Annotated in this window: 12 protein-coding genes; 9 read left to right on the top strand and 3 right to left on the bottom strand. The window is 65.2% G+C overall.

Annotation, left to right across the window (positions count from 1 at the left end):
• Positions 1-84: 84 nt before the first annotated feature.
• Positions 85-4,044 (bottom strand): Calx-beta domain-containing protein, encoded by a 3,960-nt coding sequence (locus CHB97_RS07720; protein ID WP_089287399.1) that lies wholly within the window; start codon positions 4,042-4,044, stop codon positions 85-87.
• 215 nt (positions 4,045-4,259) lie between these two features.
• On the opposite strand from CHB97_RS07720, the gene CHB97_RS07715 reads away from it, so the two are divergent.
• From CHB97_RS07715 to CHB97_RS07675, 9 genes are all read left to right on the top strand, one after another.
• Positions 4,260-5,753 (top strand): FHA domain-containing protein, encoded by a 1,494-nt coding sequence (locus tag CHB97_RS07715; RefSeq protein WP_160105660.1) that lies wholly within the window; start codon positions 4,260-4,262, stop codon positions 5,751-5,753.
• Positions 5,750-7,072 (top strand): trypsin-like peptidase domain-containing protein, encoded by a 1,323-nt coding sequence (locus CHB97_RS07710; RefSeq protein ID WP_089287397.1) that lies wholly within the window; start codon positions 5,750-5,752, stop codon positions 7,070-7,072. Before CHB97_RS07715 ends, CHB97_RS07710 begins: the two co-directional genes overlap by 4 nt.
• Before the next feature lie 34 nt (positions 7,073-7,106).
• Positions 7,107-7,898, top strand: a complete 792-nt coding sequence (locus CHB97_RS07705) for an SH3 domain-containing protein (RefSeq protein ID WP_089287396.1) — start codon at positions 7,107-7,109, stop codon at positions 7,896-7,898.
• Positions 7,883-8,239: a hypothetical protein gene (locus CHB97_RS07700; RefSeq protein ID WP_089287395.1), complete on the top strand. Its 357-nt coding sequence runs from the start codon at positions 7,883-7,885 to the stop codon at positions 8,237-8,239. The genes CHB97_RS07705 and CHB97_RS07700 overlap by 16 nt, the downstream gene beginning before the upstream one ends.
• A 5-nt stretch (positions 8,240-8,244) precedes the next feature.
• A complete protein-coding gene (locus CHB97_RS07695; RefSeq protein ID WP_160105658.1) occupies positions 8,245-9,516 on the top strand; it encodes a serine/threonine-protein kinase in 1,272 nt (423 codons plus the stop codon).
• A gap of 26 nt (positions 9,517-9,542) precedes the next feature.
• Positions 9,543-10,154 carry an FHA domain-containing protein gene (locus CHB97_RS07690; RefSeq protein ID WP_200819864.1) on the top strand — a complete coding sequence of 204 codons (612 nt, stop codon included), beginning with the start codon at positions 9,543-9,545 and terminating at the stop codon, positions 10,152-10,154.
• Entirely contained in the window at positions 10,151-10,981 is an 831-nt protein-coding gene (locus CHB97_RS07685; protein WP_160105656.1) for a PP2C family serine/threonine-protein phosphatase, read from the top strand. Before CHB97_RS07690 ends, CHB97_RS07685 begins: the two co-directional genes overlap by 4 nt.
• Before the next feature lie 206 nt (positions 10,982-11,187).
• Entirely contained in the window at positions 11,188-12,036 is an 849-nt protein-coding gene (locus CHB97_RS07680; protein ID WP_160105654.1) for an FHA domain-containing protein, read from the top strand.
• A 243-nt stretch (positions 12,037-12,279) separates the two neighbouring features.
• Positions 12,280-12,579 (top strand): FHA domain-containing protein, encoded by a 300-nt coding sequence (locus CHB97_RS07675; RefSeq protein ID WP_160105653.1) that lies wholly within the window; start codon positions 12,280-12,282, stop codon positions 12,577-12,579.
• Positions 12,580-12,597: 18 nt separating this feature from the next.
• Here the strand turns inward: CHB97_RS07675 and CHB97_RS07670 are convergent, their stop codons facing one another.
• Together CHB97_RS07670 and CHB97_RS07665 are read right to left on the bottom strand one after the other, a co-directional pair.
• Positions 12,598-15,681: a CHAT domain-containing tetratricopeptide repeat protein gene (locus CHB97_RS07670; RefSeq protein WP_160105652.1), complete on the bottom strand. Its 3,084-nt coding sequence runs from the start codon at positions 15,679-15,681 to the stop codon at positions 12,598-12,600.
• A 100-nt stretch (positions 15,682-15,781) separates the two neighbouring features.
• A complete protein-coding gene (locus CHB97_RS07665) occupies positions 15,782-16,291 on the bottom strand; it encodes a hypothetical protein (RefSeq protein ID WP_089287389.1) in 510 nt (169 codons plus the stop codon).
• Between the last annotated feature and the right edge of the window lie 251 nt (positions 16,292-16,542).

The raw sequence follows: 16,542 nt of genomic DNA, 5'->3' as shown, positions 1-16,542 counted from the left end.
GCGACAGAAATCCGCTTGATCAAAACGGATAGTCACAACTTTTCCAGGGCAAGTCCACATGGTGGTGGGGGCGTCGGCAGCCGGTCAGCCCACCTCATCCACCAACCCAAGCAAGCTCAGGCTGTTTTCAGCCAGCGCGGCGCTGGGGGTGCTGCTGGTGAAAGCCGGTCGTCCTTCTGCCCTGCCTGCATATTGGTAATGGTTGATCAGGGCCGTTGGATCATAGCCGAAAATATCCAATAGATCGGGGTTGAGTGCCGCATAGGCATCCACATCAAAGCCCATCACCTGCCGGCCCTCTGCCCGGCCATGATTGATATAATGGCTGATCAGTGCGGCATGGTTCAGGCCGTAAGCATTGAACAGGTCGGGGTTCAAGGCGGCATAGGCTTCGGCATCAAAGCCCAAGGTCACGCGGCCTTCCGCCTGGCCATTATTGATGTAATGACGAATCAGCGCGCCCTGATCCAGGCCAAAGGCATTGAACAGGTCGGGGTTCAGGGCGGCATAGGCTTCGGCATCAAATCCGAAGGTGGCCCGCTGCTCCGTCCGCCCGAAGCGCAGATAGTGGTTGCTCAAAGCACTGCTGTCCACCCCGAAGGCATTGAATAGATCGGGGTTCAGCGCTGCATAAGCATCAAGGTCAAACCCGCTGCTGACCCGGTTTTCGCCCCGGCCATAATCAATATAGTGCCGGATGATGGCGGCATCATTGTTACCAAAGACTGCCACCACATCCGGATTCAGGGCACGATACACCTCCAACGAGAAAATCGTATAGGTAGTATCATCATTGAGGATGGCGGCGTCGGCCGTGGCCTGGGTGATCGTGGCGGAATAGGGGTTGGACAGGATGAGGCGGAAACCTTCATCGGCCTCGCCCACGCCGTCGCCCGCCACATTCAGGGTGACGGTTGCCGTGCGCACCCCGGCGGCAAAGCTGACGCGACCAGACGGCAATACGCCACCGACGAAATCAGCTGCGTCAGCGGCGTTCGTGCCGAGTCCCGTGACTGACCAGTCAACCGCGGAATCCTCAAGAATGTTGCCGCTGCGCGTCACCGTGAAACTGTAAGCGGTGACGGCACCCGCCCGCCCTTCCTGCTGCGATACATCATTCGTGACCACGGATAGGGAAGGCGGCACGAAATCCTGGATGGTGATGGTGCTGGTGGGCATCGTGCCGGCGATGGCGGCCCCGGCCACCGGCGTATAGGTGAGAACCAGGGTCTCCACCCCCTCCACCACGAGATCGCCGCGTACCGACAGGCTGACGCCGGCCACGGTCTGGCCCGGCGCGAAAGTCACCTGCCGGTCGTGCAACACATAATCGGACGATGCCGCCGTTCCCTGACCGATGCCGACATCGAAGGTCAGCGCCGTTTCCGACGGCCGCGACAGGCTGACCAGCACTTCGACGGGCTGCTCGCCGGCCCGCATTTCCTTCACAGTCAGATCCTGGGCAATCAGGGCGATATTGAGACCGGGTCCATCATCATCCAGAATGACGCCGACCGCCTGCAGACTGTCCACCCCGCCGGCCAGCACCGCGCCGACCGGGTCGGAGAGGGTGACCAGGATGGTCTCGTCCCGTTCGTCCGTGACGTCGCCGGTCAGGCCGACGGTGAAGCTGGCGGAGGTAGCCCCGGCGGGGATGGTCAGGGTTCCATTATTCTGGGTAGCAGAGGCCGGGCGTGAAAGATCATCGTCGAGCGCGGTGCCGAGGCTGGTGCGCACCTGCACCGTCACCGCATCCAGGGCAGGCTGCGACAGCGTGACAACGAAGCGCATGGCACCGGAATAATTCTCCACACCTTCCGCCTGGCTGATGGTGAGGACCGGCTGGCTGGTACTGGCATCATCATCCAGGATCAGCGCGTGCCCGGCGGCACCCGCCTTAGCAATGGCCACGGTGGAGGGCGGCGTCACCACGAGAGAGAAATATTCGCTTGCCTCGGCAATGGTGTCGCCGAGGATCGGTACGCGGACATAGGCCACCTCCTGACCCGGCGCGAAAGACAGGCTGCCGCTCGTGGCCTGATAGTCCAAGCCGGCCGCGGCATTACCGTCCGCCGTGGCATAGCTAAAGCTCAATGCCTGTTCGGATGGGCGTGACAGCCTGACCTCGAACACTGCCTCGGCGCCTGTGGCTCCACTTTCCAAGATTACCGGATCGCTGACGATGACGGCCAGGTTGGAGTTGACGCTCGGGTAATCGTCAAGGATGATGCCGGTGGCCCGCAGGACTGGGCCACCGCCAGCCAGAACGCCGCCAGCGGGATTGTAGAGCTCGATGGTGAACGCCTCGTCCACCTCGTCCAGCGCGTCACCGGCCAGTTGGATGCTGGGTAGGCTTAATTCCGTGCTGGTGCTGCCGGGTGCGAAGGTGATGGTGCCGCCACGATTGGCGAAGGCCGACGAGATATCCAGGTCGGACGCGGTTTTCGGCACGATCCTGTAGGCAACCGTCACACTGTCCGTCGCCGCTGCGGACAAGGAGACATGAAAGCGCATCGCGCCGCTATAATCCTCGACAGCCGTTTGGGCGGCGACGGAGATGACGGGCCGACCGCCGCCATCATCCTCCAGGATGCGGGCTTCCCCCGTGGCACCCACCAGTCCGATGGACAGGCCCGCCGGAGGCGTTACCGCCAGGAAGAAGCTTTCGCTGCTCTCCAGCACCGTGTCACCCAGAACCAGAACGCGGACATAGGCCACATCCTGGCCCGGCACGAAGAACAGGTTGCCGCTGGTAGCCTGATAGTCGCTGCCGGCAAGCGCACTGCCATCCTTGGTGGCATAGGTGAAGCTGAGCGCCTCTGTGGCCGGCCGGGACAGGCGCACTTCGAACAGCGCTTCACGCTGGCCGCTGTCACCTTCCACCACCACCACCGGATCGGCGACGAACAGCGCTAGGTTGGAACCGCTGCCATCATTGTCCAGGATTACGCCAGGCGTGCGCAGAACCACACCGCCGCCGGCCAGGGCCGCGCCGGACGGATCATACAATTCCAGGATCACATGCTCATCGCGCTCATCGGTCGCGTCATTGCCGCTGGTCCAGAAGGTCAGCGCTGCCGAAGTCTGACCCGGCGCGAAGGTGACGGAGCCGCGATAGTCTGAATCGGCATAGCCACCCTGGATATCCGTATCATTCGCCGTGCCGCCCACCAGCCGATATTGCACCGTCACGGCATCAAGCGGCGCCTCTGACAGGGTCAGGGTGAAGCCCAGCCGATTCTCGTAGTTCTCCGTCGTACGCGACGGCTCGACCGAGAGCACGGGCCCGGTACCGGCATCATCATCCATGATGGTGGTGGTACCGAAGGCGCCGCTGGTATCAATGGCCAGTCCTGCGGGCGGGGTCACGCGCAGATGGAAGGTTTCTGTGGCCTCCACAACGCCGTCGCCGATCACCGGAACGCGCACCGTGGCCGTATCCTGGCCCACGGCGAAGGCGACGACACCGCTGGACGCCTGGAAGTCGGATCCGGCAATGGCAGAACCGCTGATTGTCTCATAACTTGCGGTGAATGCCTGGGTAGCCGCCCGGGAAAGGCGGACCGTGAAGACTGCCTCGTGGCTGCCGGCATCGCCCTCCACGATGACCGGATCGCTGACAAACATGGCGAGGTTGGACCCGAGCCCGTCATTATCCAGGATCACGCCCTCGGCGCGTAGCACCGGGTATCCATCCAAGAAATGCCCGCCGGTCGGGTTGTAGAGTTCCAGCACGGCGAACTCATCCACCTCGTCCACAGCGTCATGCGCGACCGAGATATTGATCGTCCCCTGGGTCTGCCCAGCCGCAATCGTCAAGGTGCCCCAGTTATCATTGTCCCAAACCGGGTAGTTCATGTCGCTGTCGGACACTGTGCCGGTATCTGACAGGCGGTAGCGCACCGAGACCGCATCCACCGCCGGTGCCGACAAGGTCACCGTATAAACGAGGCGGACAAGGTTTCCTTCCGTGATCGATCCACCGGAAACGGAAATCTGCGGGCCGACGGTTGGCGCGGCCAAGGTGATCTGGTCCTGCGACATGACGACATCCTTTGCTGGCGGTATTGATCGGCGCGTTAATCGCCATGCAGGGCGGTTGCGCAATGCCAAATCTATGCGTCTTCAACGCGTGTCCGTCATCCGACGAACCCGTCGGATGACGGTCCCGGTAATGTCGTTCTCTATTGAGAACATCGCAATCCATGCCTCCGCCCGCAGCAGGGGCGAAATCAGCGGCACAAACAAGGCGGTGGTCGATGATGGTCGCCAGGATATCGCACCAAGCCAAGGTCGGATCGGCGGCGCTTGCCCTGCTGGTGGCGCTGGCACTGATGCCCGTGACGGCCGGTGGCCAGACGCGCCACCCAGCGACGGCCAGCCTGCTCGTGTTCAAGGGTGACGGGCTCATCAGCCAGGGCAGCGCCGTCGCCATCACGTCCGGCGGCCATTTCCTGACGGCCGCCCATCTGTTGCGCGCAGGCGACCGCATGGAACTGCGGGCGGCGGGCGGCACGGTTCTGGTTGCCACCCTGGTGGATCAGGACCCGGCGGCAGACCTGGCCCTGCTGCGTGTCGACGGGTGGCGCGGCGGCGTCGCCGCCCTGGCCCTGTCACCCCCCCAGGCCCGTGCCCCCGTCAACATCGCTGGCTATTGGGGCGATGGTCTGGAACCCGAGCGGCAGCGCCGCCTGTTCGGCCCCAGCATTCCCCTGTTCACCCCCGACCCTGCGGCACCGCCGCATAATGCCGCCGGCATCGTCGCGGATGGGGACGGCCAGGGCTTCACTTTCGTGGCCGATCTGGGCCGTGGCGCCTATGGTGCTGCCATCCTGAACAGTTGCGGAGAAGTGCAGGGAATCGCGCGCGCTGCCGCAGGCAGCGATATCGATCGCCTTTGGCGGCCCCACCGCCTGCAGGGCAGCAGCCAGGCCATCGGGTCGCAAGCTTTGGCCGGCTGGCTGCGAAACAAGGGGCTTGCCCCCTCGATGGCAGCGCAGGCCTGTACCGCCACCGGATCGCCGGCAATCCCAGGCACTGCCGCCAGCACCGCTACCACCGCCAATGACGCGGCCGGTCGCCGGCAGGCGGAAGAAAAGGCGGCGGCAGAAACGCGCAAAAGACAGGAAGCCGAACGAAAGGCCGCCGCCGAAAAAGTCGCGCGGGAACAGGCGGAGCGGGATGCCGCCGCCACCCGGGAAGCCAGAGACCAGGCGGCGGGGCTGGCCAACAACCTTGGCAAGCAGTTGGAGGAGCGCAAGGCGGAGCTGGCTGGACAGGAACGGCTGCTGTCCACGCGCACCATGGCCCTGGCGGGCGCGGGCTTGGCGCTGGTCATCGCGCTGCTCGTGGCGATCCTGCTGCAGCGCGGGCGTCGGCGGGCTCTGAAGGCAGCGGCGGTGGCATCCGCCACCTTCCCCGATTGCCGGCTGGTCGGCGTTGGCACCGACGGGGCGCCACTGGCTGCCAGCATCGCCGGCAAGGCATTGCGCCAGGCACCCGACGGTTTGCTCGTCGGACGCAATCCGGCGCAGGCCCAAATCGTGGTGACAGATCCAAGCGTCAGCCGGGTGCATGTGCGGATCCGGCTGGCCGGCGAGACACCTATGATCAGCGATGCAGGCTCTGCTGCCGGTACCATGGTTGATGGCACGCCGCTGGCACCATCAGAGGAAATCGCCCTGTCCGACGGCGCCATGATCGTCATGGGGGCCGCGCGCCTGCGTTTCTCCATCGCCGGAGGTGCGCCATGATCGTCGTGATTGCCCGCCGTATTGCCTTTATCCTGCTGCTGTCCCTTGCCGCCGGCCTTCCGGCAAGGGCCGGGGACAAGACGGAGAGCGTGGTCCGCCTCCTGGCCCTGTCCGACAAGTCCATGAGCACCGGCACAGGCTTTCTGGTCAATCGCGACGGCTATCTGGTCACCAATAATCACGTGATCGACGGGGGACGGCTGTTTGTCGCACTGCCGGAAGGATTTCGGGGCGATATCCGCGATGCCGTCCGCAACCCCAATGCCAAGCTGGTCTGGCGCAGCCCGGACCTGGACCTTGCCATCCTGCGCATGGAGGGAGGTGGGCTGCCGCAGACACCCGTCATCCTGACCGAGCAATTGCCGGAACGCGGCCGGGACGTGACGGCCATCGGCTATCCCGGCGCCGCCGATGTGCTGGATGCGCGCGGGGGCCTGGGCGCCCTTGAATCCGTCGTCGCAACGGTGACCAAGGGCACATTCAGCCGTCTCGCCCCAGACCAGATCTGGGTGAAGGGCGGTCGGCCCATCAGCATCGTGCAGCACAGCGCGGAGATCAATCCCGGCAATAGCGGCGGGCCGCTCTTCGATGAATGCGGGCGCGTCATCGGGGTCAATACGGCCGGAGCCAGAACGGGCGAAGTATTCCTCCAGCCCGATGGCAAGGGGGGTGTCACCGGCGGCGGCATCGCCGCCCAGGGCGTGAATTTCGCCTCCCACAGCGCCGAACTGATCCGGGTCCTGCGCGATAAAGGCATCGCGTTCACCCATGACAGCGGCACCTGCGGTGGCAGCGAGGACATGTTGACCGTTCTGCGCACAGGCATGATCGGCGTCGTCGCCATGCTGGTGCTGACCAGCGGCTTGCTGATCATGGTCCTGCGTCGCCCGCGCGAACGGCTGGTGCGGGCGGTGGATGCGCTTTCGCGCTCCATCCGGCCGGCTGGGCCGGCGGGTCGACCTGCCACACCCGGTGCCAACGGCGCGGCAGGTGGCGATGCCGGCTCCTCGTGGCGGCTGGAAGGCCGCACACCGGAGGGGATCGCCATACGCCTGCCCCTGGACCCAAGGTTGATGCGCGAGGGCAAGGCGATTTTGGGCCGCGACCCTGCCCAATGCCGTCATGTCCTGTCGCACGAGAAGGTGTCGCGCCAGCATCTGCGGCTGATGCTGCGCGGCGCGGCGCTGATGATCGTCGATCTGGGCTCCGCCAACGGCACCTATGTCAATGGCCGGGCCGTGCCGCCCGGCGTGGAAACCGAATTGCGGGCGGGGGACGAACTGGGCGTGGGGCCGGTTCGTCTGCGCCTGCGGCAATGATCACCTGAACAGCTGAGCCAGGGGAGTGTGTGGGATGGGCAAGATCGCAAGGATGGGTGTGGTGGTCAGCGTGGCGGCGGGTCTGGTGCTGACCGGCTGCAAATCGACGGAAATGACCAAGGTGCTGGCCGGTGGCAGCGGAGGTCTCCTGGCCGCCGTCGCCTGCAGCGGCGTCAAGAACAAGGCCGCCTATGCGGCCTGCATCGCTGGCGGCGTCGGGATCGGTTACATGATCGGTTCGCGCATCGCCGAGGCGTTGGAGGAACAGGACCGGCAGCGACTCCTGGCCGCGCAGGAACAGGCACTGGCCACCAACCAGCCGGCCAGCTTTTCCAACCCCGATACCGGCGTCACCGGCCGCGTGACCGTCCTCTCGGAGGCGCCGCCGCAACGGGTGGACAAACCGGTGAAGGTTCTGAAGGACCGGGTCACCACAGTTCCCCCGCTGGACCTGATCAATGCCAGCTATCAGGCCACTGCCAACGCCAACCTGCGCGGCGGCCCCGGAACGGACTATCAGATTGTCGGTAAACTCACCAAAGGCGAGACCGTGCAGGTCCTGGGCCGGGTCAAGGGACAGGATTGGTATCTGCTGGGCCATGGTGATGTCGGCACCGGCTATGTCTTCCACAATCTTCTTCGCCCAACCGGGGCGGACTCTGCCGTCCCGGCGATGGCCCCGCCGGCGGGACAGGTCGGCGAGGTGATGGTGGCAGCCGAACTGCCCTGCCGGCGTGTGCGGCAGGAGGTGACGGTGCATGACCGCAATCTCAGCGAGGATGTAACCGTTTGCCAGCAGGGTGACGGGTCATGGCGCATCGCCTGATCGCCGTGACGCTCCTGGTCCTGACGCTGGCTGCCGCTCCATCGCAGGCAGACGATCGGCGCCCCCTGACCCTGCCGGGCGGCATCCCCGCCGGTGTCGGCATCTATCTCAGGCCACCATTCTGCAGCAGTGTCGGTCGTGTCGATATCGAGGCCGGCGCGGGCATCCTGTCCGATGCGGGTACGCGCCTGGGCCTGCTGTTCAATGTCCAATCGGTGCTGGCGCGCCAATGTCCGGGCATCACCAAGCTGACTTTCAGCGGCTGGGAGAATGGTGTGCTGGTCTATGCCGGCATGATGCAGCACCCGTGGGAGGAGGAGGTGGCGCTTTATGCGCCTTAAGACCGATGAGCCATGATGAGCAGACTTTGCCGCCGGGACACCGGCTGGAAGAATATGTCATCGACAAGGTGCTGGGCTCCGGGGGGTTCGGCATCACCTATCTCGCGCGGGATGCCCATTTGGACCGGTCGGTCGCCATCAAGGAATATTACCCCTTCCATCTGGCCCGGCGCGGCCGTGACCAGCATGTTTCGCCCCATACCGGTGCTGCGGAGAAATTGTCGGAATATAATTGGGGCCTGGATCGGTTCGTCGATGAGGCGCGCGCCCTGGCGCGCTTCGAGCATCCCAACGTGGTCCGGGTGGTCCGCTACATGCAGCGGCAGGGCACGGCCTATATCGTTATGGAATTTGTGCCAGGCCAGCCCTTGTCAGCCCTTGCCGGTCCGCGCATTCCGCCGGAGGCGGATCTGCGGGCGTTGTTGTTGGCGCTGCTGGACGGGCTGGCGACCGTCCATGCCACGGGCCTGCTGCACCGGGATATCAAACCAGCGAACATCATCGTCCGGCCCGACGCAACGCCGGTTTTCATTGATTTCGGTGCGGCCCGCCAAGCCATCGGATCGCGCAGTCAGCCCTTGTCCACCATTCTGACCCCCGGCTATGCGCCGATGGAGCAGTATTATTCACGCGGCAATCAAGGGCCGTGGACAGACATCTATGCCATGGCGGCCGTGATGCATACCTGCCTGATGGGCGAGCCGCCGGCCGAAGCACCAGAGCGGCCAGGGTTGAACGGGACGGACCGGCTGGCGCTGAGGGCGCGGGGAAGGGCCAGCGATGACTTCCTGAAGGCCCTGGACTGGGCGCTTTCCCCCAACGAGCGGGACCGACCGCAGAATGTCGCAGATTGGCGCAAGGTCTTGGTGGGTGGCGAGCGGACAAGGACCGACACCCCGCCGGCGCTCCCACCCTCACCACCATCGCCTCGCCCCCCGCCCGAAAGGGTCGCTGTCGAGGGTGGCTTGGGGCGACTGCCCCTGCTGGTGGCCGGCGGCGGCGTTGCGGTCGGAGCGGCGCTGATCGCCTATCTGACCCTTGGCCTGGACGGTGGGCGTCAGCAACTGGTGACACCCACCCCCGCCCTATCGAGCGGCACCAACCAGGCCAATGCTAAATTGGGCCAACCACAGGATGCCGTGGCGATGGCCTTGGACGACGAAAGCTACAGCAAGGCGGTGAGGATCGGCACCCCAGAAGCCTATGCCGTCTATCTGCGTCTGCACCCAGATGGCCGGCACGCCGCGCAGGCGCGCGGCAGCGCCCGAACCCCCTAATTTCCGACCAGCGATGGAGGCACCCGATGAGCCGCGACCAGGATGACATGCGTAACAGCTTCTTTTCCCGCCCGACGGAAATCCACCGTCCGGGTGCCCGCGACGAAAGCACGGTCACCAATGATCGGGCCTATCCGGCGACAGCACCGACCGTCGGTCCGGGCGACACCCAGCCGCCGCCAAAAGTCACAGGCAATAACAGCAACCGTGAGCCGGCGACCCGGCTGCATCGGCCGACCTTCGCACAAGAGGGTGCACAGGCAGCCCCCGTCACCGACGCCGGCCCGGTAACGGGTTGGCTTGTCGTGGTTAACGGTCCTGGCCGGGGCCAGGCCCGGGCATTGGGCTATGGTGTGAACAATATCGGGCGAGGGAATGACGCGCGCGTTTGCCTGGATTTCGGTGACGACGAAATATCGCGCAGTGCCCATTGCGCCGTCATCTATGATGGGCGTAACCGCAAATTCTTCATCCAGCAAGGCAGCGGCAGCAACCTGGCCTATGTCGATGGCGCTCCGGTGCTCTCGCCTCGGCCGCTGACCGGCGGCGAGCGGATCGATATCGGCCGTACCGGCCTGCGGTTCGTGCCGCTTTGCGGCGATGATTTCGACTGGGCGGCCGAAGGGGAAACACGTTGAGCGGCCTTAAGGCCCCCGGATTGGACTGGCAGGTCAGCCAGGCCCAGTTCCTCGGCGCGCGGGAACGGCAGGAGGATGCCCTGCGTCTGTCGACATTGGGGGAAGGGGCCGGCGGGTGGCACTTGGCCCTGGTCTGCGATGGCATGGGCGGGCATGAGGGCGGACAACAGGCCGCCAATCTTGCCGCCGATACATTCCTGTCGGCCGTGCGCGAGCAGACAATGCCTGCGGATGGCAAGGCGGCGGCGGCGATATTGGAGCACGGATTGGAACGGGCCGTGACCGGTCTGTCCGACAATATTGCCCAGGGCGGCCCGCCCGCCATGGGCACGACCCTTGCTGCGGTCCTGGTGCGTGGGCGCGACCTGGCTTGGATCAGCGTCGGCGACAGCCTGCTGCTGCACCGCCGCGCCCGGACGATCCGCCGGTTGAACGCAGATCATTCCATGGTGCCCATCCTGGAGGGGCTGGTGGCGGCGGGCAGGATCAGCCATGACGAGGCCGCTCAGGATCCAAAGCGTTCGGCATTGCGCAGCGTAATAGGGGCCGTGAGGCCCGCCCTGTGCGACTGCCAGTTCCGTCCAGGACTGCTGGCACCCGGGGACGATCTGCTCTTGGCATCGGACGGGCTGTCCACCTTGAGCGACCCCACAATATTGGCGGCACTGGCAGGCCCTGCCAGTGCCCAGACACTGGTCGACAAGGTGGTGTCCTCTGCACGGCCGTACCAGGACAATGCCAGCCTCATTCTGATGCGTGCCCAGGGGATCGCCACAGGCGGAAAGATTGGCTGGTGGCGCCGGCTGCTGAGGCGCGCTGTTTCCTAATACCAACCTGCCTAAAGGTTGACCTTTAGGCAGGTTGGAGGCCAGCGACTGCTGGCCCGCGCCACATGGCGCGTAAGCCAAGCTGCCGGATGGCAGCGCCCGGCGCATGAGGGAACACGAAATCTCCCTGGGTCGGTCACGATCAAGGGCGATTGGTATGAGTCATGCAGCAACCAACCGCACGCCAACGACAGGAGTCTCGCGCGATGGCCGCCCAAATCCGCTTCCAGGGTCAAAGTCGCTGCATCCCGCTTTCCGGCGCCGGTCCCTGGATGATCGGCCGCTCCACCCAGGCCGCGATCGAGATCCATAACGACCCCAGTACTTCGCGCGAACAGGCCATCATCTATCTGGAGCGGGGACGTTACCTGCTGGAACCGCTCTCGCCGCGGGTCCCCACCTTGCTGGACGGCCGCCCGGTCAGCGGGCGCCTCCCCCTGACGGACGGATCGGAGATCCGATTTGCCGGTCAGGTACTTTGCCTGGATCTGGGTGGCACCCCTACTCACATAGTGCAGGCGCCGGTCGGCGTATCAGTGCCATCCGTGAATCGCCCTGTCGCGGTGCCCGTCATCCTTCACGGCGAAATACCGGCGATCATCCTGTTCTTCCTGTCCGTCCTGGCACTGGTCCTGCCGGTCTGGGAGTTGCAGTCCGATCGGACCGCCCAGTTGATCCGGCTGCTGGACACCAGCACGATCGGCCCGATTGCCTATCTGCTGCCCCTAGCCTACGCGCTGGCGGTTGCAGGCCGGGTATTGGCACCCTTGCGCGCCTATGCCATCCATTTCGACCTCCTGGCACTGGCGGGCGCCGTGGCCAGCCTAATCATCAGCCGGACGGAGGCGGAAAGCATCGTCACCGAGATGACAAGCTTGCGGCAGTCACCGTTGGGCGGCTTCGTGGAGTTTTTCTCCAATTTGGCCGGCGGCACGCTGAAGGCCTCGCTGGAAGCGGGCAGCGGGCTCCGCGTTCTGGCCACGCTGATCCTGGGATCATCGCTGCTCGTCCTGTGGGAACTGTGGAAGCGCCGCCAAATGATGGCGCGCCTGTAGAGCGTCTTTCAGTTCGTCCAAGCGCCGGCACCGCTCTGCGGCCTTGCACAACATGCTGCCATTGGGCACCGAAGGCCGGCCATTCCATTTGAACCCGCTGGGAGAGGTCCGAACATGGATATGCTTCCGCCATTGCGCCGTTGGCTTGCCGGCATATGTCGGACGACACCGGGAACCCTGGCGGTCGTGCAGTCCCCCCCCATCGCGGAGCCACCGTCCCCAGCAGGACGGCAGCTTGTGCTGGTGACGACAAATCCTCTGGGAGAGAGCCGCCGGTATCTGTTCCCCCTCATGCGCCTGGGGCTGACCGGGGTGGTGATCGGTCGGGGCGGCGGCTCGGAGATCCTGCTGGACGATCCGACGGTGTCGCGCCGCCATGCCCGCATCTGGCTTCATGATGGAAACTTGATGATTGAGGATCTCGGCTCCCGGAACGGCATCCAGATGGCGGGTGCTGCCGTCTGCGCGCCGGGCGAGCCGACGGTGCTGACCGATCAGCCCTTCCGGCTGGGTGCGCTGACGGTGACCGTCCGGATCGATTGACCGCCTGCAGGGCTCCCTCTATTCGGAGCGGTAAAGGGCGAAACCGGCCCAGAGGCGCGGATCATCGGGCGGCAATGCCGGATCCTCCAGGACCGCCAGTATCGCCCCGCGCAGCGCCTCCGGCGTGCCGCCACCCGCCAGCACCGGCACGGTCAGCCGGGGTGCCATGTCGTCACGCACGGGTATCTGACTGGCCAGTACGACGCGGGCGCCGGCCGCGAACAAGGCACGGACCAATGCCGTCGCCGCATTGTCACGGCTATCACCTCCCGGCGTCGCGGTATTGCAACCGGAAAGCACCAGCATACGACCGGACAGGTCCGGGCCGCGCGCGATCTCCGATGCGGTCAGATAGCCGTCTCCCCCGTCACCCGGGGTCAAGGCAAGGGTCGGCTCGACCGCACCCGCTTCCCCCGCCATCAGGCCATGTGTCGCAACCGCCACGGTTCCGGCCGACCCCGGCCCCCTGTTCCAGGCGGCTTCCGTGGCCGCCGCGCCAAGATAAAGCCGGCCTTTCGGCGACAATTCCTCCAGGGCTTTCACCTCCTGGCGGCTGCCGGGCAGCGTTGGCAGCGCGGACAATCCCGTTCCATTGGGATCGGGGGGCAGACACACCCCATCCGTCGAAATTCCCGCGAAGCAGGGAGCGCCGAACGCCAAAATGCCACCGGAAATAATGGGTAGCGGCCGCCCGCGCGCCAATACGAAGGCCGCAGGGCTGGGCACGTTGCTCAGGGCATGGCGCTGGATCAGCCAGCCGGTGGCACGCCAGCTCCGGTCATCGTCGCCTGGTGGCAGATCTGTCACCAACGTCGCCAGGGGTAACTGGGCCAAGAAGCCACCGGTCACCACCTGTAACTGCCTGATCTCCCGCAGATCTGGCTCTAACGGTGCCAGCAAGTCACGATAGAGCGCGTGTGCGGCCACGCGGTCGAAACGTGACGCGTGGCCCGCAGGGCTGCCCCGCATGATCCGCCCGTCCACCGCCGGGCTGGCCGTCTCAACTGCAGTGGTCCGGCAAGACAAGGGCCGGGCCGGATCCAGTGCCAGCCGCACATGCGCGATACGGGTGCAAAGTGCTTGCTCCGGCAGGTCTGCACGATGCCAATGGACCTTGTCACGGGTCACCAGAAAGACATGGGTAGCCTCCGTCGCTGGCACCAGAAGAAGCATCCCTTCCCCTGGCCGCAGATGTTGGCGCACCTGGGACAGTGTAACGGGCGGCAGTTCAGACAGCAGCCCCAGCCGAGGATCGGCCTTCCGCAGCGCCGCATCCGCCTGCTGGAACCGTATCGCCGCGTCGTCGGCTTCCCGCGACAGCCGCTCGATATCGGTCGCCACGGGCTGGCGGGCGGCCAGGGCTCTCTGCTGTGCGCGGTCGGCTAGGCGCAATTGCTGGCGTGCCTCCTCCCGCGTCCGCGCCAGCACGGCCGTTTCCGGCATCGACATACGAATCGCTGCCTGGGACCAATAAAGGTCCGTGGTTGAACCGAGCGCCGCCTGCAGGAAAGGAAATACCCGCTCATGGGTCGCGGACATCGTTACCTTGTCTTGGGCCCACAGCGTATTCGCCGCCAACTCGGCCAGTTCGCGCCGGTTGCTCACGCTTTCCGAACGGCCCAGCGTGATGGCCTCCGTGGCCACCGGCAGCATACGTTCAGCCAGCGCCACCGCCTCATCCCGCCGGCCACCGGCGTTCCACGCCGCCATGACGGCGGCGGCGATGAACGGGTATTGCGTGTGCCTTTGCCCCAGCCCCGCTGCCGCGTCCTCCAGCAACCCCTCGGCCAATCCCAGCGCCTCTGTGGTTTCCCCGTCACGGACCAGCGATCGGATCAGGTTGGCGCGCGCGACCAGGGTTGTTCTGGCCCGCGGCCCTGCGCCGGCACTCACAAGCGTATAGGCCTGACGCAGCTCCGCTGTCGCCGTGGGGTCGCGCAGGGCCAACAGGATGCTGCCGAGGTTGGCGCGGCTGACACCGGTCGCCGCCTCGCCCAACGCCGCCTGCTGGGCCTGGATCATTTCGCGATACTGCGCCATGGCGCCCGCCTGATCGCCACTGTCGGACAGGGCCGTTGCATAATGGCCGCGGGCCCCCAGCAGCTGCGGGTGGGACGGTGGCAAGGCGGCGGCGGCGCGCTCCACTGCTTGACGCAAAATATCCACGGCGGCGCGGGCTCTACCGCTTTCCACCCGCACCTCGCCAATTGCGATCAGCAGGTCGAGCCATTCCGCATTGGCATCCGCCTGAGTTCCCCAAAGGCGCAGCGCCTCCATGTAATGGCGCTCAGCCTCGGGAAACTGCTCGCGCCGCATCGCCAACTGGCCGTAGGACAAGGCCAGCCGACCCTCATCGCAATGGTTGGGCCGCTGCTCCGCCCGGCAGAAGGATGCAATCCGGTCCAGCGTGGTGGCCATCAGCGGCAGCCGTTCCAGTCGCATGGCCAGGACCGCGAGATTTTGCAGGGCGATGGAATGCGCTGTCGTGGCGGTGGGCTGTGCGCGCTCGAACCATCCGACGGACTGCTCCATCAGCGCCAGAGCATCCAGCGGCTTGCCCCGAAGCACCAGGGTGACAGCCTGCCCGCCCAAGAGTTGCGCCATGAGATAGGGCTCCTGCTCCTCCCGCCCACGCAAGAGGGACGCAGCGGCCGCGAGATGGCTTTCAACCTCGTCCATCTTCTGCAGCATCTGGGCGGAAACTGCCAGGTTCAGGTGGATCTCGGCCAAAAGCCAGGCTGGAAGGTTATAACGCTCGGCCGTCGCCAGCGCCTTCATCCCCCATTCATGCGCCGGAACCGGCTCTCCCCGGTCACGCGCCGCACCCGCCCGGCTCACCAGGGCTCTAACCAGGGCTGCCGGTGCGGTACTTTCCACCCCCGCTTGGTGGATCACGGTATCCGCCAGCGCGACGGCACCGGTAGGGTCACCGGCCTCACGCTGAAGGTCGGATGCAGCGGCCAGAGACATCAGCCAATCCGTGCTGCCAGGGGTCGAGCGGGCCCGCAATGCCGCCACCTGATCCGCCGCCGACGCGGCCTCAGGTCGCGTATCGGGCCGCCACACCTGCATCTCCTGCGCACCGGCGGGCTGCATCGACATCCCCACCAACAGAATCGAAGATGCCAGATACCGGGAAAACAGACTGGATCGCATCGCTTCGCACCTCGTCAATTTGTCCGGTAACAATGATTGCCCGCGTTCAATTGGTCAGAATCTGTACACGGTGCGGGCTGCGGGCGCGGCTGGTGATAGTGATCTCCTGCATCGCATGGCGCGGCACCCAAACGCAGACCAATTGCCGGACGACGGCGCCGTCGCGCTCACATGCTATGCCGTCGCCATCCCTGATATGCAGGCTCAGCACCATCGTGTCCGTCGTGCGCACATAAAGAATAGCGGTTTCCAGGGGAATCATTTCAAAGGACAGCTTAGTGTCGCCCGCCGGCAACAAATATTCGCTGCGGCCGGGACCAGCACTGCGGCCGCGAAAGATGCCGGCGGTTTCACGGGGGGCCGTCCGCAGGGACGGCGTTTCTGCGCCCGGGGTTTCCAATTGCACAGGAAGGCCGTCCAGGCCGAAAACACGCCCAGCGGCACGTTTCAGCAGGTCATGCACCTGTCCGGTCGCAACACCTTCCCCCCGGGACAATAACAGGTCCGCCTCCATCACCAATTCCAAGGCGTCACGCTGTTTCTCGGTTTCCGGCACTGTCACCTCCGCAAGTGAAGAGCCAGCCCACAGGAGAGCGCCAGTTATGAGCAATGCGAGCGACCTTCCCATACCCTCCTACCATGTGCTCCAGCGTCGAGGGCGACAATGCCCGCCTGCCCAAAAATTCCAAAACACCCCATCATGGCATCTGACCAATTGGCCAGTTTATAAAATGTGCGTCTATCCTTACAGTCTACCACCATAGCAAATGGGTATGGAAACCCTTTGAGCCTTCTACGTGTGGAGGG

It is taken from the genome of Azospirillum sp. RU38E (assembly GCF_900188385.1).
Taxonomy (GTDB): domain Bacteria; phylum Pseudomonadota; class Alphaproteobacteria; order Azospirillales; family Azospirillaceae; genus Niveispirillum.
The sequence above is the reverse complement of the archived record's forward strand: the minus strand, read 5'-3'. Positions and strand labels throughout refer to the sequence as shown.

Excerpts from the sequence above, each read along its gene's own strand:
- CHB97_RS07680 (WP_160105654.1), top strand. The coding sequence starts at position 11,188 with ATGGCCGCCCAAATCCGCTTCCAGGGTCAAAGTCGCTGCATCCCGCTT.
- CHB97_RS07705 (WP_089287396.1), top strand. The coding sequence starts at position 7,107 with ATGGGCAAGATCGCAAGGATGGGTGTGGTGGTCAGCGTGGCGGCGGGT.
- CHB97_RS07695 (WP_160105658.1), top strand. The coding sequence starts at position 8,245 with ATGAGCCATGATGAGCAGACTTTGCCGCCGGGACACCGGCTGGAAGAA.
- CHB97_RS07700 (WP_089287395.1), top strand. The coding sequence starts at position 7,883 with ATGGCGCATCGCCTGATCGCCGTGACGCTCCTGGTCCTGACGCTGGCT.
- CHB97_RS07690 (WP_200819864.1), top strand. The coding sequence starts at position 9,543 with ATGAGCCGCGACCAGGATGACATGCGTAACAGCTTCTTTTCCCGCCCG.
- CHB97_RS07715 (WP_160105660.1), top strand. The coding sequence starts at position 4,260 with ATGATGGTCGCCAGGATATCGCACCAAGCCAAGGTCGGATCGGCGGCG.
- CHB97_RS07710 (WP_089287397.1), top strand. The coding sequence starts at position 5,750 with ATGATCGTCGTGATTGCCCGCCGTATTGCCTTTATCCTGCTGCTGTCC.
- CHB97_RS07720 (WP_089287399.1), bottom strand. The coding sequence starts at position 4,044 with ATGTCGCAGGACCAGATCACCTTGGCCGCGCCAACCGTCGGCCCGCAG.
- CHB97_RS07670 (WP_160105652.1), bottom strand. The coding sequence starts at position 15,681 with ATGTCGATGCAGCCCGCCGGTGCGCAGGAGATGCAGGTGTGGCGGCCC.